Below are 21,837 nucleotides of genomic sequence, written 5' to 3' on the forward strand. Positions count from 1 at the left end.
GCCCTACCGGTAGGCCGCCTCGTCGCCGGAATCGGTCGGGTTGGCGAGGGCCCGCTTGAGCACGTCGCTCATCGGCAACTCCAAGTTGATACCCTTCGGCGGGATCGGCTGCTCGAAATACTTGCCGTAGAGCCGCGCCACGGTCCCGTCCTGGATCAGCTCGACCACCGCCCTGTCGACCGCAGCCTTGAAGGCCGCGTCGTCCTTCGGCTCCAGGATCCCGTAGGGCGCGAATTCCAGGCCCTTGGTGCCGATCTTGTAATCCGCCGGCCGCTTGGCGCCCGCCACCGTGGCGTGGGCCAGGGCATCGTCGTTGATGGCGCCCGCCGCGCGGCCGGTCTCCACGAGCAGGAACACCTCGGCGGTGTCCTTGGCCGGCATCACCTGGATGTCGAGCTTGTCGCGGACGTTGATCCGGGTGGCGACGCGCTGGGTCTCGCCGCCGGCCTGCGCCGAGATGGCCTTGCCGCGGAACGAGGCGATGTCGTCGACATCAACCGGCGTGTCCTTCTTGGCCACCAGCACCACCTGCGCCACGAAGGTGGTCGGCGCGAACGAGACCAGCTTGTGCCGCTCGGGCAGGTTGCTGGCGGTGCCGCATTCCAGGTCGATCGTCCCGTTGTTGATCAGCGGGATCCGGGTCGCCGACATCACCGGCACGTGGCGCACCTCGAGCCTGGGCAGGCCGAGCGCGGCCTTGAGCTTCTGCGCGACGTGCTCGCATATCTCCAGCGAATAGCCTACCGGCTTGGCGTTCTGGTCGAGGAAGCCGAAGGGCGGCGACGCGTCCGGGAAGCCGAGGCTGATCTGTCCGGTCGCGCGGATCTTGTCGAGGCGCCCTTCGGCGACCGACGGCGCGGCGAGGCCGGCCCAGCACAGAGTGGCCAACAGAAGCGGCAGCGTCCTCGACACGATCCGAACCCCCTCGCTATGTCTGAACCGGCGCAGCGCCCGGCCGCCCCGACGGGGAGTCGGCCCGAAGCTTTGCCGACTGATCCTAGGAGCGGCCGCGCGCGTGCGTCCAATGCCGATTCACCTGCCGAGCATACGGATCTGATATGGCCGAGCGGCGCATGACCTTCCGGCACATCGAGGCCTTCCGGGCCGTGGTGGCCACCGGGTCCATGACCGAGGCGAGCCGCCGGCTCCACACCTCGCAGCCTCAGGTCAGCCGGCTGATCGCGCAGCTGGAGGTGATCACCGGCCTGCCCCTGTTCGACCGCAGCGGGAGCCGGGTCGTCCCCTCCCTCGACGGGACGCGGTTCCACGCGGAGGTCGAGCGCGCCTTCGTGGGCCTCACGAGCCTGGAATCGGCGGCCGCGCGCATCCGCGCCTTCGGGGCGGAGCGGCTGCGGGTGGCCGCGATGCCCCGACTGGCGGGCGGGCTCCTCGCGCGCGCGGTCGTCCGCTTCCGGGCCGCGCATCCGGACGTGATCGTGGCGATCCATTCCGGCGACGACGAGACCGTGAACCACTGGCTCGCCACCGGCTCCTGCGACGCCGCGCTGACGATGCTGTACGGCGACGCCCCGGAGGCGCGCGCCGAGCATGTCGAGACGCGCGCCTGCGTCGCCGTCCTGCCGCGGGACCATCCCCTCGCCGCGCGGGAATCGCTCGCGCCCGCGGATTTTCAGGGCGTGCCCTTCGTCGCCGCGTCGCTCGGGAGCGCCCTGCGCGGCCGGACCGAGGCCGTCTTCGAGGCCGCCGGCATCGGCCTGACCATCACCGCCGAGGCCGGCCTCGGCGCCTCGATCTGCACCCTCGTCTCGGCCGGGCTCGGGGTCAGCGTGATGAACCCCCTGGCCGCCCACGAGGAGGCGAAGGTCTCGCCGATCGCGATCCGTCCCTTCGCCCCCGCGCTCCCGGTGCATTTCGCGCTGCTGTTCCCCCCGGACCACGCCCGGGGGCGGCTGATGCGGGCCTTCGGCACCTGCGCGCGCACGGTCCTGCTGGAGGAGCTCGCCCAGCTGCCGGACGCCGCGGGCGGGCGTCCGGCCGACGTCGCTCAGGCGGCGCGCTTCTCGGCGCCGGCGTAGAAGGTGCCCCCGTTCTCGGCCATGGCGGCCAGGTTGTCGGGCACGTGGAAACGGGGCCCGTGCTTGGCCTCGAGCGCCCGCGCGAGGTCGACGAAGGCCGCCGCCCCCATGAAGTCGATGTACGACAGGGTCCCGCCGGTGAACGGCGCGAAGCCGAAGCCGAGGATCGAGCCGACATCGGCCTCGCGCGGATCGGTGACCACGCCCTCGCCGACCGTGCGGGCGGCCTCCAGCGCCTGGACCACGAGGAGCCGCTGCTTCAGCTCGGTGAAGTCGACGGCGTCGGGGTCGAGGCGGTTCGGCTGCAGGTCCTTCAGGCCGGGCCACAGGCGCTTCGGCGCGCCCTCCGGGTAGTCGTAGAAGCCCTTGCGGTTCTTGCGGCCGAGCCGGCCCTGGTTCTCGACCATCTCGGCGAGGATCGCCTTCTGCGCCGGGTCGACGGCGCCCTGCCCGACCTGCGCCTCGGTGGCCTTGGCGATCTTGAGCACGAGGTCGAGGGCGACCTCGTCGTTGAGCGACAGCGGCCCGACCGGCATGCCCGCCTGGCGGCCGGCGCTCTCGATTATCGCCGGCGGCACGCCCTCGAAGAGCATCTTGTGGCCTTCGAGGATGTAGGCGCCGACGCAGCGGTTGGCGAAGAAGCCGCGGGCGTCGTTGACGACGATCGGGGTCTTCTTGATCAGCCGCACGTAGTCGAGGGCGGTGGCGAGCGCCGCGTCCCCGGTCGCCTCGCCCTTGATGATCTCGACGAGCATCATCTTCTCCACGGGCGAGAAGAAGTGGATGCCGACGAACTGCGCGGGCCGCTGCGACGCCTTGGCCAGGCCGGTGATCGGCAGGGTCGAGGTGTTGGACGCGAAGATCGCGTCGGGGCGGATGACCGCCTCGACCTTCTGGATGACCTCGGCCTTCACCCGCGGATCCTCGAAGACGGCCTCGATCACGAGGTCGCATTCGGCGAGCGCGCCGTAATCCGCCGTGGCCTGGATCCGGCCGAGCAGCGCCTCCCGGTCGGCGGTCTTGGCCCGGCCCTTGTTGATCTGGCCGGTGATGAGCGTGTGGGCGTAGGCCTTGCCCTTCTCGGCCGCCTCGACCGACTGGTCGACCAGCACCACCTCGATCCCGGCCTGGGCGGTGACGTAGGCCACGCCCGCGCCCATGAAGCCGGCGCCGATCACCCCGACCTTGCGCAGGTTCGTGGCCGGCACGTCCTTCGGACGGCGCGCACCCTTGTTCAGCTCGCCCATGGAGATGAACAGCGTGCGGATCATGGCCGCCGCCTCGGTCGAGCGCAGGATATGCGCGAAGTACCGGCTCTCGACCCGCAGGGCGAGGTCCATCGGCAGCTGAAGGCCCTCGTAAACGGAGGTCAGGATCGCCTTGGCAGCCGGGTAGTTGTCGTGGGTCTCACGGCGGTAGATGGCGTTGGCCGGCGGCCAGATCATCATGCCGGCGGGCGAGTAGACCTTGCCGGACGGCGCCTTGAACTTCGGAACGTCCCAGGGTGCCACCGCCGAGCCGCCCTCGCGGATCCAGGCCTTGGCGCGCTCCACGATCTCGGCCTGCGGGGCCACGGCGTGGATCAGCCCCATGCCCTTGGCCATGGGCGCGCGGATCTGCTCGCCCTTGAACAGCATCTGCAGGGCGTCGCCGGTCTGCATCAGGCGGGCGACCCGCTGCGTGCCGCCGCCGCCCGGGAACAGGCCGACCTTGATCTCCGGCAGGCCGACCCGGGTCTTCCCGTCGTCGGAGGCGACGCGGTGATGGCACGACAGCGCCAGCTCGAAGGCGCCGCCCAGGCACAGGCCCTGGATCGCCGCCGCGAAGGGCTTGCCGCAGGTCTCCAGCCGCCGAAACAGCAGCGACAGGCGTCGGGAGGCCTCGAAGAAGTGGCGCATCGCCACCTCCTCGCCCTGCTCGGCCTTCAGCTGCTCGTAGGCCCGGCCCAGACCCTGGAGCATGGTGAGATCGGCGCCGCCGGAGAAATTGTCCTTGCCGGTGGCGATGACGCAGCCCTTGATCGCCGGGTCGGACGCGACCTGCTCGATGATCTGCTCGAGCTGGTCCATCACACCTTCGGTGATCACGTTCATCGAGCGGCCGGGCATGTCCCAGGTCGCCAGAGCGACGCCGTCGGGATCGGTCTCGAAGCGGAAATCGGTCAGCGTCACGGTGCCGTCCTCCCTGGGTTCCGCCGACGATCCGCCGGCGCGTTTGCGTTAAGGTTGTGTTGAGCGCGTCCGGCCATTGTCTGCCGGCCGGGGTCACTCACCGAAAGCCGCACATGACGAAGGATTCCGGCTGCCGCGCCTGTCGCGCCGGCACCAAGCTCGACTTCGACTTCACGATGGCGTTCCAGCCGATCCTCGACCTCGCGGACGGCAGCGTCTGGGCCTACGAGGCGCTGGTGCGCGGCCCGAAGGGTGAGCCGGCCTACACGATCCTCGACCGGGTGACCGACGAGACCCGCTACCAGTTCGACCAGGCCGCCCGCGTCAAGGCGATCGAGCTCGCCGGCAGGCTGTTTCCCCGCGACAGCGCCACCCGGCTGTCCATCAACTTCATGCCCAACGCGGTCTACGAGCCGAACGCCTGCATCCGCGCGTCGCTCGAGGCGGCGCGGCGCATCGACTTCGCACACCGGCGGATCATGTTCGAGTTCACCGAGCAGGAGCGCTTCCGGGACATCGATCACGTCAAGGGCATCGTCGCCGCCTACCGGAAGCAGGGGTTCCTGACGGCGCTCGACGATTTCGGCGCCGGCTTCGCGGGCCTGAGCCTGCTCGCCAATTTCCGCCCCGACCTGATCAAGATCGACATGGACGTGCTGCGCGGCCTCGACAGCGATGCCGGGCGCTACGCCATCGTCTCGGGCGTGGTCGCCATCGCCCGAGCCCTCGACGTGGCGGTGCTCGCCGAGGGCGTGGAGACCGCGGCGGAGCTCGACGCCCTGCGCAGCATCGGGATCACGCTCGTCCAGGGCTACCACTTCGCCAAGCCCCTCCTGGAGGGGCTGCCCCCGGTCGCGGGATTCACCCCCATGGTGGCCGCGCGCGCGGCCTGACACCCGACCGACGCGCGCGGCGTTCATCGCCTACTTCGGCGCCGGGGCCGGAGCCGCGGCCGGCGGAACCGTCGGCGCCGGCGGGGCGCCGGGCTTCGGTCCGTTGTCGGTCGCCGCGGCCACCGCCAGCATGTTGAGCAGCTTGGTGACGGAGTTCTGCGAGATCGCCGTCACCGACGAGTTCGGGTCGGCGTTCATCGTCTGGAACTTGAGGTAGGTCGGGTCCGAGTAGATCTCGTCGAGGTGCTTGAGCTCGGCGAGGCTGAACTTCTCGGCGTAGTCCTTCGAGAGCCCCTGGACCATGAGGGTCCGCTGCTTCTCGAACTCGTCCAGCAGCTCCTTGCGCACGGCTTCGGCGCGGGCCTCCGGCATCGGCGCCACGGTCTTCTCGAGGGCGACGTTGAACCCGGTCTGGAGGTTCTTGATCAGGGTCTTGTTGACGAGGTTGGTGGCCGCGGCGACGCGGTCCGCCGCGTCATCGGCGCGAGCGGCCACCGGCAGGCTCAGGGTGACGCCCAGACAGAGCGTCGCAATCAGGCGGTTCAAGGGCTTGTCTCCCGTTGTTTTATCGTCCGGACCACGAAAGGGCCGAGCGTCGCCCGCGCCTCTAGCAGCGTTCCCGGACTTTGGGGAGCGGCGCGGCGCCGCTCCCGGCCGCGCGGGGGTTCACACCCGCTCGATGATGGTCGCGGTGCCCATGCCGGCGCCGATGCACAGCGTGACCAGCGCGCGCTCCTTGCCGGTCCGCTCCAGCTCGTCGAGCACGGTTCCGAGGATCATCGCGCCGGTGGCGCCGAGCGGGTGGCCGAGGGCGATGGCCCCGCCGTTTACGTTGACCGCCTCCGGGTTGAGGTCGAAGGCTTGGCAGAAGCGCAGGACCACGGCCGCGAAGGCCTCGTTGACCTCGAACAGGTCGATGTCCGAGAGGCTCAGGCCCGACTTCGCCAGCACCTTGCGGGTGACGTCCACCGGCCCGGTAAGCATCAGGGCCGGGTCGGACCCGATATTGGCGAAGGCGCGGATCCGGGCGCGCGGGCGCAGGCCCGCGGCCTCGCCGGCAGCGCGGGAACCGATCAGCACGGCGGCGGCGCCGTCGACGATGCCGGAGGAGTTGCCGGCGTGGTGGACGTGCTCGACGCTCTCCACGTCCGGATGCGCGTCCGTCGCGACGGCGTCGAAGCCGCCCATCTGGCCCATCTGCACGAACGAGGCCTTCAGCGCGGCGAGCGACTGCATGTCGGTGCCGGGGCGCATGTGCTCGTCGCGGTCGAGCAGCGTGATGCCGTTCACGTCGCGGACCGGAACCACCGAGCGGTCGAACAGCCCCTCACCCCAGGATTTCGCGGCGCGCTCCTGGGAGCGGACCGCGTAGGCGTCGCAATCGTCCCGTGTGAAGCCGTACTTGGTGGCGATCAGGTCGGCCGAGACGCCTTGCGGCATGAAGTAGGACTTGATGGCGATCGCCGGGTCGACCGGCCAGGCGCCGCCCGAGGCGCCGATGCCGATGCGACTCATCGATTCGACGCCGCCGCCCACCGCCATCTCGTGCTGGCCGCTCATGACCTGCGCGGCGGCGAAGTTCACCGCGTCGAGGCCGGAGGCGCAGAAGCGGTTGATCTGCACGCCTGGGACGTGCGCGCCGTAATCCGCCACGAGGGCGGCAGCGCGGGCGATGTCGCCCCCCGCCTCGCCCACCGGATCGACGCAGCCCAGCACCACGTCGTCGACGAGGCCGGTATCGAGTCCGTTGCGGTCCTTGAGGGCGCGGAGCGCGGTCTCGGCGAGGCGCAGGGCGGTGACTTCGTGGAGGGAGCCGTCCGCCTTGCCGCGCCCGCGCGGCGTGCGAACGTGGTCGTAGATGAAGGCGTCCGTCATCAGCACTCCCCCGGGGCGTCGATCTTCGCCGGTCGGCGACGCGGCCTTACAGGGCCGTCTCGGTTCGCGCCAGTCTGCCACGGCGCGCGCGCCCTCGGCCAGCCCCGATAGCGGGGAGCTGGCGAAGGGCGCGTGACAGCGGGGGTGGTTTGGTCGTGCTCGTGCGGGCTCGGCCAGATCAGCCGGATGCCCGGCCGTCCCCGCACCCGCCCGGATCGAACCTGCTCCTGAAAGAGCAAACTCATCCCGGGCGCGTTGCGGGAAATCTTGCGCGTTCGACTAGTCCTGAAGCATCCGCTTCAGCAGCTCGACCTCGTCGCCGAGCACCGAATCTTCGCCGATCTGCTTCTCGATCTTACGCACGGCGTGCAGCACCGTGGTGTGGTCGCGGCCTCCGAAGCGGCGGCCGATCTCCGGCAGCGAGCGCAGCGTCAGGACCTTCGACAGGTACATGGCGATCTGGCGCGGCTTCACCACCGCGGCGGTGCGCCGTTCCGACAGGATGTCGGACCGCGAGACGTTGTAGCGCGAGGCGACCAGCTTCTGGATGTCCTCGATCTTGATCCGCTTCGGCTCGCGGTTCTTCACGAGGTCGCGGATCGCGCTCTCGGCCGTCTCCATCGTCACGGCGGTGCCGGTGAGCGTGGCGTGGGCCAGCAGGCGGTTGACCGCGCCCTCGAGGTCGCGGCCGTTGGCGGTGATCGCGCGGGCCACGTAGGCCGCCACCTGCGGCGAGACGTCGAAGCCCGGATGCGCGGCCCGCACGGCGGCGAGGCGTGCCGACAGGATCGAGACGCGCAGGGCCTCGTCGAGGGCCGTGATCTCGACCACGAGGCCACCGCCGAGCCGCGAGCGCACCCGCTCGTCCAGGGCCTCGAGTTCGGTCGGGGGCCGGTCGGAGGCGACCACGACCTGACGGCCGGCATCGATGAGCGCGTTGATCGTGTGGCCGAACTCGGCCTGGATCGACTTGCCCTGGATGAACTGGACGTCGTCCAGGATCAGCAGGTCGATGCCCCGCAGCCGCTCCTTGTAGGCGAGCGCCGACTGGGTCTTCAGGGCGTTGACGAAGCCGTACATGAAGCGGTCGGCGGTCAGGTAGATCACCCGGCGGCCGGCCTCGCGGGCGGCGTGGCCGATCCCGTGCAGCAGGTGGGTCTTGCCCAGCCCGACGCCCGCGTGGAGGTAGAGCGGGTTGTAGAGCGCGCCCTCCCCCTGGTGATTGGCGACCCGCTCGGCGGCGGCGTGCGCCAGCGCGTTCGAGCGCCCGATCACGAAGCTCGCGAAGGTCAGCCGCGCGTCGAGCGGCGTGCCGCTCAGGTCACCGCCGGCCTCGGCGCCGCGCGCCTCGGGCGTCGGTGCGACCGCGGCGACCGGCATCGGCGCGCTGGTCGCGTGGAGGCGGGCGAGCGGGCCGCTGACCGGGCCTGCCTTCGCGGCTCCGACGGCGACCGGACGGACCGGCGCCCCGGTCCCGCGCACGCCGACCTCGATCCGCGCGATCTCCTCGACCTCGGCCTTGAAGGTGTTGAGGACGCGGTCGAGGTAGTGCGACTCGATCCAGCTCTTCAGGAAGCGGGTCGGGACCGTCAGGCGGGCCGTTCCGCCGGCCACGGCCTCCAGCTCCAGCCGGGCGAACCAGCTGGCGAACACGTCCTCGCCGAGTTCGGCCCGCAGCCGGCGCTTCACCCGGGCCCAGGCAGACCCGTAATCCGTGTTGCCGCCGCCGTCGTTGCGGCCCCCGTCGTCGTCGCTCGCCACCGTTCCGTCGACACGCATCACTGGCTCTCCCGACGCTGCCCACGGAATCCCGCAGGCGGCGCGTACGCACGAATTACGCCCTCAGCGTCCCGCAAGAACGGGCGGGACAGAGTCCTCTGGACGGAGTCAACCCCACCGCGAGGAACTTTTGCCGATTGGGAGAGCCTATCAACAATTACCTACGGTTCCTTTAACAGTGGGACTTGTGGGGACGGCGCCGATTCCCATTCGCAAGTGTTCCCGCGGGAGCTGAACACGGCGGCTAGAGTCTTGGCGAATCAGATCGATTCGCTGGAGTCCCGAAATCGTCGTGTTTTGCTTGTCCGGTGTCAATTTCTGTTAAGTTACACGCCGTTTCCGGGAACCGCAATCGTGCCGATTCTTGGATAGGGTTAACGCTTTGGACTCATGGCGCCGCCGGCAGCGCGCGGCCCGATCCGGATAGCGCGCACGAAAAAGCCCGGCGCGAAGGCCGGGCTCGAGACCGTCTCGGTGGTGCGTGGCGTCTTAGGCGGCGAGCGCCTTCACGCGGGCGGCGAGGCGCGAGACCTTCCGCGAGGCGTTGTTCTTGTGAACGATGCCGTGCTGGGCGGCGCGCATCATCTCGGGCTCGGCGGCGCGGAGTGCGGCCAGCGCGTCCTGCTGGTTACCGGTGGCGATGGCCTCCTCGACCTTGCGGACGAAGGTCCGCATGCGCGAGCGGCGCGAGCGGTTGATCGCCGTGCGCTTGGCGATCTTGCGGGTCATCTTCTTGGCCGAAGCGGTGTTGGCCATGTACGTCCTCGTGTTTCTCGTCGGGCGATGCCGACGGGCCGGCTGTGCCGGAAATCGGTCGTCGCGTCAGGTTGTCTGGCGATGGCCGAGACGCAGCGCGCGCGAAAGCGCGGCCCCTCGGCGAAGCGGCTTCTATAGTCAGGGGGGCGCCGCGCGTCAACGCGCTCGGGGGCGAAACCGGATCGCGGGCCTCGGCCTCAGTCCGGGCGCCGGGACGCATCCGGCAGACCTCCCCGAAGACGTCGGATCGCGGGAGGCCGCATCGCCGCGACGATGACGGGCGCCGGCCGGCTCTCGCAGGAGCGCTCCGGCTATTCGGGCCAGCGCAGGGCCGCCGCCGCCGCCAGCGTCCCGACCACGGCGGCGATCAGCGTCAGCGCCGCCAGCACCGCCAGCGGCACGAGGAACGGCACCGTGCCGCCGCTCGCCGCCTGCGCGGCCGAGACGCCGAAGATCAGCGTCGGGATCATCAGCGGCAGGACCAGCACGGCCAGGATCAGGCCGCCCCGGCGAATCGAGGCGGTGAGCGCCGCGCCCACCGCGCCGATGAAGCTCAGGGCCGGGGTGCCGGCGAGCAGCGTCAGGGACGTCGCGCCCATGGCGGTGCCGTCGAGGGCCACCAGCAGCCCGAAGAGCGGCGCGGCCAGGGCGAGCGGCAGGCCCGTGGTCAGCCAGTGCGCCGCGACCTTGCCGAGCACCACAAGCTCGAGGGGCACCGGCGCGGCGGTCATCAGGTCGAGGGAGCCGTCCTCCTCGTCGGCCTGGAACAGGCGGTCGAGGCCGATCAGCGTGGCCAGAACGGCGGCGAGCCACAGGATCGCCGGGCCGATCCGCGACAGCAGGTTGAGGTCGGGCCCGAGGGCGAAGGGCACCAGCGCGACGATCATCAGGAAGAAGACCAGCGACAGGGCGCCGGAACCGCCGACCCGGCCGGCGAGGCGCAGGTCGCGGGCGACGAGGGCGAGGACCGCGCGAATCACGCCCACTCCTCCAGCACGTCCGCGACCGGTGCCGCGGCCGCGGTCTCGATGCGCAGCTCGGCCGCGCCGGCGAGGCCGAGCGACTGGTGGGTGGCGGCGATCACGAGACCGCCGCCGGCCCGATGGCCCTCCATCAGCTCGGCGAGCACCGCCTGCGAGGCCGTGTCGAGGGCGGCGGTCGGCTCGTCCAGGAGCCAGAGCGGCCGGGCACAGACGAGGAGCCGCGCCAGGGCCACGCGCCGCCGCTGGCCCGCCGAGAGATAAGCCACCGGCAGGTCGTGCGCGTGGCCGAGGCCGAGCCGCTCCAGCGCGGCGCGCGGGTCCAGGCGCGGCGCTCCCAGGAGCCGCTGGGCGAACAGGAGGTTCTCGCCCGCCGTGAGCGAGCTCTTCAGCCCGTCGCGGTGGCCGACCGCGTGGAGGCACTCGGGCAGGCTCGCCTCGCCGACGTCGGAGACGTCGACCCGCCCGGCATCGGCCCGCAGCCGGCCCGACAGGATGGCGAGGAGGCTCGACTTGCCCGCGCCGTTCCGCCCGGTGATCGCCAGGGCGTCGCCGGGTCCAAGGGCGAAGGACAGGTTGGCGAAGATGCGGCGGCCGGAGCGGCGGCAGGCCAGATTGTCCACGCTGAGCCGCACCCGATACCCCGCCCTCTTCCCGCCACCGCGCGGCCGCTCCGCGAATCGCCGACTCCATGCCCGATTGCGCCGCGGAACGGAACCGCACGGCCCAGCTGCGCTTTCGTTCTGCAACGGAGGATTGCCCATGGCCGAGGCGAGGAACCCGAGCGAGACCGAGGTCGCCGCGACGCCCGACGCGGTGGCGGGACGCGCCAAGGTCGAGGCGCGCATGGCGCAGTGCACCCCCGAGGAGCAGACGGCGTTCTGGGAGGCGGTCGGCCGCTGCTTCGGCGGCGGCAAGCCGCCGGAGATGACGCCGGCCTCCGGCTGATCAGCCGCCCTTCCGCGCCAGGGCCCGCAGCGCCCCGCGAAACGTCCGGACGTCCTGCTCGGTCAGGCTCATGCGGTGGAGCATGTCGCGCATGTTGCGGGCGATGATCTCCTTCTTCTCCGGCGGGTAGAAGCCGGCCCCGTCGAGCGCCGCCTCCAGGCTCCCGAACAGCGCGATCAGCGCCTCGCGGCTCGCCGGCGGCGAGAGCAGCTCGCCCGTGAAGGGCAGGCGCGCCCGGCCGCTCGCCTGCCGCCACGCGTAGCCGACGAGCAGCACCGCCTGGGCGAGGTTGAGCGAGGGAAAGTCCGGGGAGACCGGGAAGGTGACGATCGCGTCGGCGAGCGACACCTCGTCGTTGGTGAGGCCGACCCGCTCGCGGCCGAACATCACTGCGGTGCGCTGGCCCTCGCGCGCCGCGAGCTCGCCCATGGCCTCATCGGGTGCGAAGACCCGCTTCATCTGCCCGCGCTCCCGCGCCGTGGTCGCCAGCACGTACCGGCAGTCGGCGACGGCCTCGGCGACGCTGCCGTAGATCGTGGCCGCGTCCAGGACGTGTGTCGCGCCCGAGGCCGCCTCACGCACGCCCTTCTTGGGCCAGCCGTTCTTCGGGTTGACGAGGCGCAGCTCCGAGAGGCCGAAATTGGCCATGGCGCGGGCGGTCATGCCGATATTCTCGGCGAGTTGCGGCTCCACCAAGATCACCGTGGGGGCGATCCCGGGCGGCAGTTCGGTGACCTTCCTCGGGGAAACCTCGGGGGCGTCGCCCTGTGCGTCTCGGCTCGTCATGGCGGCCGTCTGGCACGGCGGGCCCGCGCCCGTCGAGGGCCGAGTGACGATGCCGCCCGGATGACAGCGCCCGCCTTCCGTCGCCGGAAGGGCCGCGCTATGTCGCGGGGCGATTCCGGCCCGGGGCGCCCGTCAGGCCACTCGGGAAAACGACCGCACGGCCCTTGCATGCCGTGCGCGGGGACAACGCGGGAAGGCATCGGTCCATGGCGAAGATCAAGGTAGCGAACCCCGTCGTCGAGCTCGACGGCGACGAGATGACCCGGATCATCTGGGCCGAGATCAAGAACAAGCTCATCCACCCCTATCTCGACGTCGATCTCGAGTATTACGACCTCGGCGTCGAGCACCGCGACGCCACCAACGACAAGGTCACGGTCGACGCCGCCGAGGCGATCAAGCGCCACGGCGTCGGCGTGAAGTGCGCCACCATCACCCCCGACGAGCAGCGAGTGCAGGAATTCGGCCTCAAGGAGATGTGGCGCTCGCCCAACGGCACGATCCGCAACATCCTGGGCGGCGTGATCTTCCGCGAGCCGATCATCTGCAAGAACGTGCCCCGCCTGGTGCCCGGCTGGACCCAGCCCTTCGTGATCGGCCGCCACGCCTACGGCGACCAGTACCGCGCCACGGACTTCAAGGTGCCCGGCAAGGGCCGCCTGACCATCAAGTTCGAGGGCGATGACGGCACGGTCATCGAGAAGGAGGTGTTCAAGTTCCCCGAGGCCGGCGTCGCGATGTCGATGTACAACCTCGACCAGTCGATCATCGACTTCGCCCGCGCCTCGATGAACTACGGCCTCGCGCGCAAGTACCCGGTCTACCTGTCGACCAAGAACACGATCCTCAAGGCCTATGACGGCCGGTTCAAGGACCTGTTCCAGAAGGTCTACGAGGAGGAGTTCGAGTCGAAGTTCAAGCCGCTCGGCATCACCTACGAGCACCGCCTGATCGACGACATGGTGGCCTCCTGCCTGAAGTGGTCGGGCGGCTACGTCTGGGCCTGCAAGAACTACGACGGCGACGTGCAGTCCGACACGGCCGCGCAGGGCTTCGGCTCCCTCGGCCTGATGACCTCTGTGCTGATGACGCCGGACGGCCGGACCGTCGAGGCCGAGGCCGCGCACGGCACCGTCACCCGCCACTACCGCGAGCACCAGAAGGGCCGCGAGACCTCGACCAACTCGATCGCGTCGATCTTCGCCTGGACCCGGGGCCTTTCGCACCGCGCCAAGCTCGACGGCAACGACGATCTGGCGAAGTTCTCCGCCACCCTGGAGAAGGTCTGCGTCGACACGGTCGAGGCCGGCCACATGACCAAGGACCTCGCCCTCCTCGTCGGACCGGACCAGAAGTGGCTCTCGACCACCGGCTTCCTCGACAAGGTCGACCAGAACCTGAAGACCGCGATGGGCGCCTGAGGCTCCAGCCTCGACGCGAAAAGCGGCGGGCGCCCTCCGGGACGCCCGCCGCTTTCACATCCGCGTGCCGCCGGCGCCTCAGGCGCCGCTCGCCTGATCCTGCGGACCCGTCTGGGCGAGGGCCCGGGCGACCTCGAGAAGCAGGAGGTCGATGGCGGCCCGCATCAGCGGATCGCCGACCGAGTCGATGAGTTCGCGAACCCGCAGGCACTGCGCGGCGAGCGCGTCCAGCGCGGTATCCTTGCTGTCGAAGATCATGTTCAGGCCACCAGGTAAGCGGGTTCGGAGATGAGGACCGAGCGACTGTCGCCGCGGACGGCGCGGAGCTTGGCCAGGGTGCGGGCGTCGAACCGGGCGGTCGCCGCCATGATCTCCTCGCCGGCGATCTGGACGGGCAGGCCGAGCGGCTGCGGGCGGAAATGCAGCTGGATGACGTGGATCATGTAGAGGGTCGGCATCTGCAGCAGCAGGCTGTTGACCCCATGGGCGAGGCCCCACTCCACGATCCCGGTGAGCAGCGCGATCGAGACCGGATTGACGACGCGGCCCTTGGCCCGGTGCGAGCGAGCGACGCCCTGGCGGGTCCATTCCCAGATCTGGGGGCCGACTGGCCGCTCGCCCTCGCAGAGCTGCGGCAGGACGTCCGACAGGAGATGCGGGCGCGTGGTCGGCAGGAGCCGGCTGTAGCCGACGACGGTGTCGTCCTCCATGGCGAGGAAGTGGATCGCGTGCGGCGTGTCGAACTGGTCGATCTCGCGGCCGTCCGGCCTGGCCAGCTCGCTCCAGCCCTTCTCGGCGACGAAGATGTCGTGGCGCAGGCGCCAGGCCTGCTCCATCGCGTCGGCGTAGCGATCCGCGTTGGCGGGGGTGACGATGTGGATCACGAGCAAACCTCACGTTGGTCTGGCGTGAGTTTTCGTCGTTTCACCGGGGGCTGTGTACTACGAGAAACCGTAGGGTCCGCGAGCGCAGCCGCCAGCGGCGCCAAGGACTTGCCGCGGTCCGAACCGCGTTCACCGATGCCGGGCCGCGGAATGTGCGGACCGCGTGGCGCGTTCTCTAGGTTATCAGACCCGCTCGGAGCGCCTGCGCCACGGTGTGGGCGCGGTTGACGGTGTCGAGCTTCGCCCGGGCCGAGCGCAGATGGTAGTCGACGCCGGCGGCAGTGATGCCCATGACGATGCCGATCTCGACGTCGGTCTTGCCCTCCGCCGCCCATTGCAGGGTCTCGCGCTCCCGCGGCGAGAGGCGCACCGGCGCGCGCCCAGCCGGCCGGCTGTTCATCAGCAGCAGCTGACCGACCGCGTAGGTCGCGACGAGGTTGAGGGCGACGCGCTCGGCCGGATCGATCTCGATCCGCTCCCCCGAGACGCTGATCCCGCCCGGCTCGCCGTCGAGGGTCACGAACGGGATCGTGATGCCCGCGCGTATGCCGAAATCGCCGGCCTCGTTCATGACGCGCCCGGCCGTCGGGGTATCCGGCAGCACGGCGCTCCAGTCGAACGGCGTCGCCGTGGTGCACAGCCGCCGGACCGTGGGGTCGTGGAGCGCGTAGCCCTGCGTCACGTACCGGCGGGCCCAGCCCTCCGGCATGGTGCTCGCGAGCACGAACCCGGCGTGCCGCCGCTTCGGCAGGCCGGGTTCCGGGACGATCCCGGCCATGATGTACGAGACCCCGTAGCGGGTGAAGGCGTCGACCAGGAGCCGCGCGATCTCGTCGGGCGAGGCGGCCCGTTCCAGATCGCGCAACACGCTGAAGGTCCTGTCGAGGTGCTTCGAATGCGGCATGCCCTAGCTCGAAATTGATGCACGCACTGCGACAAATGATGAGTCGAACGCAACCTGAGGATGGCATCGCCGCCGCTGAAAGGCTAGGGTAGGCGCGGAAAGCTCTGCCGTTTGAATCGGTCCAGCGGGCGGAGTGCGAGTTTCAACGGTATGACTGACGACGCGACCCCGCCGACGACGCGCTGGCTACTGGAACGGATCGCAGCCACGCTGAATGTCTGTCCGACCTACTTCCTCCAGACGGAGCGGCCCGACGAGACCGCGGCGGACCAGGACGCGCGCGACTGCGCGGAGGTCGCCGCGCTGTTCCAGGCGATCAAGTCGCCGGCGCGCCGCACCGCCGTCCTGAACCTGCTGCGCGAGATGAGCCGCGAGACCTGACGGCGCGTGCCGCACGGCCGCCGCTCCGCGGTCAGGCCGCCACGAGGAGCGCGGCCCCGGCGACGCCCGAGAGGACCAGGCGCAGGCGGCCGAGCCAGAGGGGCGTGAGCCCGCGGCGGGGCAGATCCTGATCGATGAGGCCCCAGGCGAGCACGAGGCCGCCGAGGATGCGCAGGTCCCACGGTGCGGGGGCGGCCATCGCGGCCCAGGCGACCAGGGACGGCACGATGGCCACGAGATAATCGCCGTTGCCGCCATTGCGCGCCGCGGCGGCGCCCCAGCGGATCCCGCCGAGGAACGAGGCGATCACGGCGCCGTAGGCCGACAGGATGGTGCGCGGCGACAGGCCGATGCTGCTCAGGCCGCCGTCCGTGCCCGACACCGCCAGGGCAGCGAAGCCCAGGAACGGGATGAGTCCGGCCACGCCGAGAACGATTGCGCCGATCGGGACAGAGTTCCGGTGCGCCATCCATCCTCCGGGCATCGGCAAGGGTTGGCGACCCGCGCGATCCGACCCCGGTCCGACGCCGCCCTGCCGCAGCGTTCCCGCATCGCGGCGTGGCGGTCAAGGTCGGACCCGCGGCCGGGCCGCGGGCCCGGAGCGGCGTCAGCTCCGGCGCGGCGGCGCCGAGAACGGGACAGCGCCGGGCATCGGCGCGCCGAGGAGGGACATCGGCGCGCTCGCCGGCATCTTCGGCGCGGGCGGCTCGTTGACCGCCGCGTCGATCTTTCGCGGCTTGAAGTTCGCCGCGAGGCTCTTGGCGCTGGCGAGGTCGGCGGGGCTGAGCTTGTTGGCCACGTCGTCGCGCTTCTTGCCGGCATCGTCGTCGCCTTGGCTCGCGGCGGCGGAGAACCATGCGTAGGACTGGATCAGGTCCTGCGTCAGGCCGAGGCCGCGCGCGTAGAGGACGCCGAGATTGTACTGGCTGTCGCGGACGCCGAACTCGGCGCCCTGCCGGAACCACGAGGCCGCGGAGGCGAAATCCGGCTTGCCGTTGGCGGCCGGGTTCTCGGCGTAGAGCACCGCCAGATTGTGCATGGAACGGGCGTGGCCCTGCTCGGCGGCGCGGCCGTACCAGAGCTTCGCCTTGTCGAGGTCGCGGACGACGCCCGAACCCTTCTCGTAATGGCCCGCGACCTTGTACTGGGCGGGCGCGTAGCCGGCCGCGGCCAGCTTCTCGAAGAGCTTGGCGGCGATCGACAGATCGCGCGGCATGCCGCGGCCATCGGCCTCCCGCGTCGCGAGGTCCCAGATCGACGCGCCGTCACCGTCGAGGGCGGCGAGCTTCACCTTCGCCAGCGCCGGCGGCAGGTTGCCGAACTCGGCCTGCAGGCTGTTCATCCCCGAGACCTGCGGCACCGCCGCCTTGGCATTGGGCCGGGCGTCCGGGGGACCGGAGTTGGGCAGAGACTGGGTCGTCGTCGGATCAGCCGGCGCCGGCTTCGACTCCGCGCTCTCTTTGGCGGCGTCCTTCGAAGCGTCCTTGGAGACGTCCGCATTGTCCTTCTGGACCTCCGCGGCATCGCCGCGGGACGGCGCGACCTGGCTCGTCGGAGCCGCCGGCCGCGGCTCGTTTGCGCCCCGCATGGTGATCGCCTGGAGCGCGCCGAGAGCCAGCACGATGGCCGCGAGGCCGAGCAGCAGCGGCCGGCGCCGGCGATCGATCTCGGCGCGCAACCGTCCGAGGCGGCCGGTCGCTGCCCCCTGGAGAGCGGCGACCCGGTCACTCCGGGCTTCCCGGCGCTCGGCGGGCGCCTCGGTGGCCAGCTCCGCCTGGGCAGCCTGGGCCGCCCGGCGCGCGGCCGCGATGAAGCTGGTCTTGATGTCGGTCTCGGACTTGGAATCGGCCGCGGATCGCGCGGCGACGACGTCGCCGAGGCGCTCCTGCGCGGCCCGGCGGGCGGAGGGCTCGCGGGCAGCGCGCGGCTCGCGCGGCGGCCGGCCGCTGCCGGGCTCCAGAAGATCGTCGGCCAGGCGAGATGCCTCGGCACCGTCGCGCCGCAACCTTGCGCGCGCCTCGACGGGCGCGAGGGCCACATCCGGGCTCGTCGACGACATCAGGCGCTCGTCGAGGGACGGCCCCCGCGCCGGGACGGCCTCGGCGGGCCCGAGCCGGACGAGGAGCCGCTCCAGGGCCGACTGAACCCCGTCGAGGGTCGCGCCGAGGCGCTGATCGGAGGCCACCTGCCGGGCCTGCATGTCCGCGAGGCTGGCGCGCAGGAGGCCGATCTCGCCGGACTCGGCGGCACCGAGGCCGGATGTCTGAAGGGTCTGGGCGACCGCGTTGCGGGCGGCACGCTCCACCACGGCCTCGCTCGGCGCCGATTCCCGGAGCGCCGTGACCTGCCGCAGCAGGTCGCCCATCGTGCGCTCCAGCCCGGCCAGCGCCGGATCGGCGCTGTGCGGCGCGTCGAGGCGGCCGGCCAGCGAGATCACCTGCCGCTCAAGGGCGTCGAGGCCCTCGTGCTCGGACCGGGTGCCGACCTGATCGACCTTCTCGGCGAGGCTGCGGAGCATGGCGTGGATGGAGGCCATGTCGCCCGAGCGGGCCACGTTCACGTCGCCGGTGCGCTCGGACCAGTCGTCCCGCGCGCAGAGCACGTCGACCTTCTCGGCGAGTGCCTGGATCTGCTCCGCCAGCGCCGCCGGCGCGGCGATCTTCACGTCGCTGCGGATCTCCTCCAGGATCGGCCGCAGGTCCGGACCGGCGGCCGTCCGCTGCAGCTGGGCGATCTGCGCGCTCACCGCCTGCAGGCTCTGCGCGAGACCCTGGATGCGCTCCGGGCCGGCGAGCGCGGCGATCTGACGGCGGATCTCCTCGAGTTCGGCGAACAGGCCCGCGAGGGTCCGGTCGTCCGGACCGGCGGCGCCGGTCGCGGCGGCGGTGTCGAGGCGCTCGGCGAGGCGCCGGACGTCCTCCGCGACGCGGCTGTGGACGTTCTCGGCCACCTCCTCGGCGAGGCGCTCGACCTGGGCCCGGACCTGCTCGATCGGCACCGCGATGGCGGTGAGATCGGTCCCCGCCTGGGCGCGCTCGATGCCGCTCGCCAGGGTGACGACGGCCTGCTCGAGGGCGCCGATGTCCCGGCTCGTCGCGAGCTGGTTGATCGCCTCGCGCAGGCGCGTGGTCTCCTCCTGAAGCTCGATCAGGGCGGTCGACGGGGCGACGCCCTCCTCGATCCGCGCCTCCAGACGGCGGGCGAGGTCCAGGCGCATGCTGGCGACGACGCCGCCATCGGCCGCGGACGCGGCGAGCGCCGGCTCGGCGCCCTGTGCCAGCTCGCGCTGGCGCTGGCGGATGTCCTGGACGGCGCTGCGGATGTCGGCGGCGGCGGGACGCGGGCGACGGCCGGGCGGCCGGGTCGCCGCGACCTGCTCGCCGAGCTGGGACATGCGGCGCTCGATGTCGCCGAGTCGCTCGGTGACTTGCTGGACGGGGGCCGCCTTCAGGGCGCGTTCGATGCGGGCCTCGATCTCCGCGAGGCGGCGCGCCTCGGCGTCCTGGGCGGCGCGCCGCTCGTGGTCGAGGGCGCGGTCGAGACCGTCGAGGCGGTCCATCAGAGCGGCGATACCGTCGCCGTAGCCCTCGGCGCGCTGCGCCGTCCCGTGAGCCCGCTGGTCGGGCGAGGCCGGCGGGAGGGCGCGCTCGGCCGAGGCCTCGGGCCGGTTGCCGCCGAGAGCGAGCTGCTCGGCGCGGTGGCGCCGCCGGTGCCGGCGATTTCCCTGACCGGCCGATTGCTGCTGCGGCACCACCGACGCGATCCAGGTCTCGAGCGGGACCCCGGCCCGCGCCGCCACGTCGCGGGCCGCGTCGAGCACCTCGGGATCGAAACTGTCGAGCTGCGGCATCGCGTTGCGGGTCATCGGTGGCCTGTCGTCGGCAGCGTTCGGCGTCCGTTTCCTCGGCGCAGAGCGGGACCGGAATTCGGTATCCACGGACGCACGCGTCGGATCGTTCGAGCGTGACCATTAACTTTCTTGGTAAACACGAAGTTAAGGTTTGATGGGCCCGGTAATGGCCGCGACCACGCGGCTGCTGAGGAACGGCCGCGCCTGTCGCGCTCCGGGCGGGCGGAGCCGTTGCTCCGGGAGCGGCGCGGCGTTTACATGCGGCCAACGCGGCGGGCCGTTCCGAGAGGCCCGCACCAGACGGGGGAAGCCAGAGATGCCGCAGTATCGCGCTCCGGTCGAGGATACGCTGTTCTTGCTCACCGAGGTCCTCGACTTCCATGCCCGGGACAACCTGGCGGGCTTCGCCGACGCCTCGCCCGACGTGGTCGAGGCCGTCCTGCGCGAGGGGGCGAAGCTCGCCGAGGAGGTGCTCGCCCCGCTCAACCGCACGGGCGACGTCGAGGGCTGCCGCCGCGAGGCCGACGGGACGGTGCGCACGCCGACCGGCTTCAAGGCCGCCTACGACACCTACGCCAGCGGCGGCTGGATGGGCCTGTCGGTGCCGGAGGCCTATGGCGGCCAGGGCCTGCCGCACACCCTTAACACGGCGATCCAGGAATTCGCCTCGGGCGCGAACCTCGCCTTCGGCATGTATCCCGGCCTGACGCAGGGCGCGATGGCGGCGCTGCTGGTCCACGGCTCGGAGGAGCAGAAGGCGCTGTACCTGCCCAAGATGGTCGAGGGCGCCTGGACCGGGACCATGAACCTGACCGAGCCGCATTGCGGCACGGATCTCGGGCTTCTCAAGACCAAGGCCGTGCCGAACGGCGACGGCTCCTACAGCATCACCGGCACCAAGATCTTCATCTCGGCCGGCGAGCACGACCTCGCCGAGAACATCGTGCACCTCGTCATCGCGCGGATCGAGGGCGCGCCCGCCGGCACAAAGGGCATCTCGCTGTTCGTGGTGCCGAAATTCCTGGTGAACGCCGACGGGTCCCTCGGGGCGCGCAACGGCGTGTCCTGCGGCTCCCTCGAGCACAAGATGGGCATCCACGGCAACGCCACCTGCGTGATGAACTACGACGGGGCTACGGGCTGGCTCGTGGGCCAGGAGAATCGCGGCCTCAACGCCATGTTCGTGATGATGAACGAGGCGCGGCTCGCGGTGGGCGTCCAGGGCCTCGGCCAGTCCGAGGTCGCCTACCAGAATGCCGCCGCCTACGCGAAGGACCGGCTCCAGGGCCGGGCGCTGACCGGCGCCAAGGCGCCCGAGAAGGCCGCCGACCCGATCATCGTCCATCCGGACGTGCGCCGCACGCTGATGCAGATCCGCGCCTTCAACGAGGCGGCCCGGGCCCTCATGCTCTGGACCGCGCTCCAGGCCGACATCCTGCACCGCTCCGAGGATGCCAAGGAGCGGCAGGCCGCCGACGACCATCTCGGCCTGATGACCCCGGTGGTGAAGGGCGTATTCACCGACCGCGGCTTCGCCAACGCGGTCGAGGCCCAGCAGCTCCTCGGCGGCCACGGCTACATCGAGGAATGGGGCATGTCGCAGTTCGTGCGCGATGCCCGCATCGCCATGATCTACGAGGGCGCCAACGGCATCCAGGCCATGGACCTGATCGGCCGCAAGCTGCCGAAGGACGGCGGCCGGGCGATGATGACCTTCCTGGGCGAGGTCCAGACCTTCCTGAAGGACCACGGCGAGGATCCCGCCATGGCGCCGTTCACCAAGCCGCTCCAGGCCGGGCTAAACGACCTCCAGGGTGCCGTGATGTGGCTGATGCAGAACGCGTTCAGCAAGCCCGACAATGCCGGCGCCGGCGCGACCGACTTCATGCACCTCTTCGGCCTCGTGGCCCTCGGCTACATGTGGGCGAAGATCGCCAAGGCCGCCCAGGCCAAGCACGCCGAGGCCCCCTCCCCCCGCTGGGAGTCGAAGCTCACGAGCGGCCGGTTCTTCATGGAGCGGATGCTGCCGGAGACCGCCCTGCGCCTCAACCGGATCAAGGCCGGGGCCGAGAGCACCATGGCGCTGGAGGCGGAGGCGTTCTGAGCAGCCCGCCGGCTGTGCGCCTCGCGCCAGCCGGCGGCTTCTGGTCAGATCGCCGGAAGCACCGCCGTC

General features: G+C 71.2%; 20 protein-coding genes. 6 read left to right on the top strand and 14 right to left on the bottom strand.

The annotated features are described in order from the left end of the window. Positions 1–3 precede the first annotated feature (3 nt). The gene (locus tag BLW78_RS07595) at positions 4–888 is read right to left on the bottom strand and encodes an amino acid ABC transporter substrate-binding protein (protein ID WP_244526823.1); all 885 of its coding nucleotides are present in this window, start codon (positions 886–888) and stop codon (positions 4–6) included. 170 nt (positions 889–1,058) lie between these two features. Here BLW78_RS07595 and BLW78_RS07600 point away from each other — a divergent pair, with 170 nt between their 5' ends. After that, positions 1,059–2,036 (top strand): LysR substrate-binding domain-containing protein, encoded by a 978-nt coding sequence (locus tag BLW78_RS07600; RefSeq protein ID WP_091678143.1) that lies wholly within the window; start codon positions 1,059–1,061, stop codon positions 2,034–2,036. Here BLW78_RS07600 and BLW78_RS07605 read toward each other — a convergent pair. Then, positions 2,006–4,207 (bottom strand): 3-hydroxyacyl-CoA dehydrogenase NAD-binding domain-containing protein, encoded by a 2,202-nt coding sequence (locus BLW78_RS07605; protein ID WP_091678146.1) that lies wholly within the window; start codon positions 4,205–4,207, stop codon positions 2,006–2,008. The genes BLW78_RS07600 and BLW78_RS07605 overlap by 31 nt on opposite strands. Positions 4,208–4,320: 113 nt before the next feature. Here BLW78_RS07605 and BLW78_RS07610 point away from each other — a divergent pair, with 113 nt between their 5' ends. Further along, a complete protein-coding gene (locus BLW78_RS07610) occupies positions 4,321–5,100 on the top strand; it encodes an EAL domain-containing protein (protein WP_091678149.1) in 780 nt (259 codons plus the stop codon). Between the two features lie 30 nt (positions 5,101–5,130). Here the strand turns inward: BLW78_RS07610 and BLW78_RS07615 are convergent, their stop codons facing one another. From BLW78_RS07615 to ccmA, 6 genes are all read right to left on the bottom strand, one after another. Continuing rightward, entirely contained in the window at positions 5,131–5,646 is a 516-nt protein-coding gene (locus BLW78_RS07615; protein ID WP_056522105.1) for a hypothetical protein, read from the bottom strand. Positions 5,647–5,766: 120 nt separating this feature from the next. Beyond that, positions 5,767–6,975: an acetyl-CoA C-acetyltransferase gene (locus BLW78_RS07620; RefSeq protein ID WP_091678307.1), complete on the bottom strand. Its 1,209-nt coding sequence runs from the start codon at positions 6,973–6,975 to the stop codon at positions 5,767–5,769. Positions 6,976–7,254: 279 nt separating this feature from the next. After that, positions 7,255–8,754, bottom strand: a complete 1,500-nt coding sequence (gene dnaA, locus BLW78_RS07625; RefSeq protein ID WP_091678152.1) for a chromosomal replication initiator protein DnaA — start codon at positions 8,752–8,754, stop codon at positions 7,255–7,257. A 489-nt stretch (positions 8,755–9,243) separates the two neighbouring features. Then, a complete protein-coding gene (gene rpsT / locus BLW78_RS07630; protein ID WP_007561677.1) occupies positions 9,244–9,510 on the bottom strand; it encodes a 30S ribosomal protein S20 in 267 nt (88 codons plus the stop codon). A 311-nt stretch (positions 9,511–9,821) separates the two neighbouring features. Continuing rightward, positions 9,822–10,490 carry a heme exporter protein CcmB gene (gene ccmB / locus BLW78_RS07635; protein ID WP_056522298.1) on the bottom strand — a complete coding sequence of 223 codons (669 nt, stop codon included), beginning with the start codon at positions 10,488–10,490 and terminating at the stop codon, positions 9,822–9,824. Then, a complete protein-coding gene (gene ccmA, locus BLW78_RS07640; RefSeq protein WP_091678155.1) occupies positions 10,487–11,125 on the bottom strand; it encodes a heme ABC exporter ATP-binding protein CcmA in 639 nt (212 codons plus the stop codon). Before ccmA ends, ccmB begins: the two co-directional genes overlap by 4 nt. Positions 11,126–11,252: 127 nt before the next feature. On the opposite strand from ccmA, the gene BLW78_RS07645 reads away from it, so the two are divergent. After that, positions 11,253–11,438 carry a hypothetical protein gene (locus BLW78_RS07645; RefSeq protein ID WP_056522110.1) on the top strand — a complete coding sequence of 62 codons (186 nt, stop codon included), beginning with the start codon at positions 11,253–11,255 and terminating at the stop codon, positions 11,436–11,438. Here BLW78_RS07645 and BLW78_RS07650 read toward each other — a convergent pair whose 3' ends face one another. Beyond that, the gene (locus BLW78_RS07650; RefSeq protein WP_091678157.1) at positions 11,439–12,224 is read right to left on the bottom strand and encodes an RNA methyltransferase; all 786 of its coding nucleotides are present in this window, start codon (positions 12,222–12,224) and stop codon (positions 11,439–11,441) included. It abuts the gene before it with no gap. A gap of 206 nt (positions 12,225–12,430) precedes the next feature. Here BLW78_RS07650 and BLW78_RS07655 point away from each other — a divergent pair, with 206 nt between their 5' ends. Continuing rightward, complete coding sequence (locus tag BLW78_RS07655; RefSeq protein ID WP_020091377.1) at positions 12,431–13,645, top strand: NADP-dependent isocitrate dehydrogenase; 1,215 nt, start codon at positions 12,431–12,433, stop codon at positions 13,643–13,645. A 78-nt stretch (positions 13,646–13,723) separates the two neighbouring features. Here the strand turns inward: BLW78_RS07655 and BLW78_RS07660 are convergent, their stop codons facing one another. From BLW78_RS07660 to BLW78_RS07670, 3 genes are all read right to left on the bottom strand, one after another. After that, positions 13,724–13,903: a hypothetical protein gene (locus BLW78_RS07660; RefSeq protein WP_020091376.1), complete on the bottom strand. Its 180-nt coding sequence runs from the start codon at positions 13,901–13,903 to the stop codon at positions 13,724–13,726. Between the two features lie 2 nt (positions 13,904–13,905). Continuing rightward, on the bottom strand, positions 13,906–14,529 hold the full coding sequence (locus BLW78_RS07665) for an acyl-homoserine-lactone synthase (protein WP_091678309.1): 624 nt from the start codon (positions 14,527–14,529) through the stop codon (positions 13,906–13,908). 175 nt (positions 14,530–14,704) lie between these two features. Further along, positions 14,705–15,433, bottom strand: coding sequence for an autoinducer binding domain-containing protein (locus BLW78_RS07670; RefSeq protein ID WP_020091374.1), 729 nt, complete (start codon positions 15,431–15,433; stop codon positions 14,705–14,707). Between the two features lie 150 nt (positions 15,434–15,583). Here BLW78_RS07670 and BLW78_RS07675 point away from each other — a divergent pair, with 150 nt between their 5' ends. Then, a complete protein-coding gene (locus tag BLW78_RS07675) occupies positions 15,584–15,814 on the top strand; it encodes a hypothetical protein (protein ID WP_020091373.1) in 231 nt (76 codons plus the stop codon). A 31-nt stretch (positions 15,815–15,845) separates the two neighbouring features. Here BLW78_RS07675 and BLW78_RS07680 read toward each other — a convergent pair whose 3' ends face one another. Further along, positions 15,846–16,283: a DUF3429 domain-containing protein gene (locus BLW78_RS07680; protein ID WP_020091372.1), complete on the bottom strand. Its 438-nt coding sequence runs from the start codon at positions 16,281–16,283 to the stop codon at positions 15,846–15,848. 138 nt (positions 16,284–16,421) lie between these two features. Then, positions 16,422–19,679, bottom strand: coding sequence for an SEL1-like repeat protein (locus BLW78_RS07685; RefSeq protein ID WP_091678160.1), 3,258 nt, complete (start codon positions 19,677–19,679; stop codon positions 16,422–16,424). Between the two features lie 301 nt (positions 19,680–19,980). Between BLW78_RS07685 and BLW78_RS07690 the strand changes: the two genes are divergently transcribed. Then, positions 19,981–21,768 carry an acyl-CoA dehydrogenase C-terminal domain-containing protein gene (locus tag BLW78_RS07690; protein ID WP_091678163.1) on the top strand — a complete coding sequence of 596 codons (1,788 nt, stop codon included), beginning with the start codon at positions 19,981–19,983 and terminating at the stop codon, positions 21,766–21,768. Positions 21,769–21,837: the final 69 nt, after the last annotated feature.

Origin of the sequence: Methylobacterium sp. 275MFSha3.1, assembly GCF_900108435.1 — a bacterium.
Classification (GTDB): domain Bacteria; phylum Pseudomonadota; class Alphaproteobacteria; order Rhizobiales; family Beijerinckiaceae; genus Methylobacterium.

What these genes read in the sequence shown, in the direction of transcription:
- BLW78_RS07655 (WP_020091377.1), top strand. Translation starts at nt 12,431, where the DNA reads ATGGCGAAGATCAAGGTAGCGAACCCCGTCGTCGAGCTCGACGGCGAC.
- BLW78_RS07670 (WP_020091374.1), bottom strand. Translation starts at nt 15,433, where the DNA reads ATGCCGCATTCGAAGCACCTCGACAGGACCTTCAGCGTGTTGCGCGAT.
- BLW78_RS07675 (WP_020091373.1), top strand. Translation starts at nt 15,584, where the DNA reads ATGACTGACGACGCGACCCCGCCGACGACGCGCTGGCTACTGGAACGG.
- BLW78_RS07610 (WP_091678149.1), top strand. Translation starts at nt 4,321, where the DNA reads ATGACGAAGGATTCCGGCTGCCGCGCCTGTCGCGCCGGCACCAAGCTC.
- BLW78_RS07690 (WP_091678163.1), top strand. Translation starts at nt 19,981, where the DNA reads ATGCCGCAGTATCGCGCTCCGGTCGAGGATACGCTGTTCTTGCTCACC.
- rpsT (WP_007561677.1), bottom strand. Translation starts at nt 9,510, where the DNA reads ATGGCCAACACCGCTTCGGCCAAGAAGATGACCCGCAAGATCGCCAAG.
- BLW78_RS07680 (WP_020091372.1), bottom strand. Translation starts at nt 16,283, where the DNA reads ATGGCGCACCGGAACTCTGTCCCGATCGGCGCAATCGTTCTCGGCGTG.
- BLW78_RS07660 (WP_020091376.1), bottom strand. Translation starts at nt 13,903, where the DNA reads ATGATCTTCGACAGCAAGGATACCGCGCTGGACGCGCTCGCCGCGCAG.
- BLW78_RS07645 (WP_056522110.1), top strand. Translation starts at nt 11,253, where the DNA reads ATGGCCGAGGCGAGGAACCCGAGCGAGACCGAGGTCGCCGCGACGCCC.
- BLW78_RS07600 (WP_091678143.1), top strand. Translation starts at nt 1,059, where the DNA reads ATGGCCGAGCGGCGCATGACCTTCCGGCACATCGAGGCCTTCCGGGCC.
- BLW78_RS07650 (WP_091678157.1), bottom strand. Translation starts at nt 12,224, where the DNA reads ATGACGAGCCGAGACGCACAGGGCGACGCCCCCGAGGTTTCCCCGAGG.
- BLW78_RS07685 (WP_091678160.1), bottom strand. Translation starts at nt 19,679, where the DNA reads ATGACCCGCAACGCGATGCCGCAGCTCGACAGTTTCGATCCCGAGGTG.
- dnaA (WP_091678152.1), bottom strand. Translation starts at nt 8,754, where the DNA reads ATGCGTGTCGACGGAACGGTGGCGAGCGACGACGACGGGGGCCGCAAC.
- BLW78_RS07620 (WP_091678307.1), bottom strand. Translation starts at nt 6,975, where the DNA reads ATGACGGACGCCTTCATCTACGACCACGTTCGCACGCCGCGCGGGCGC.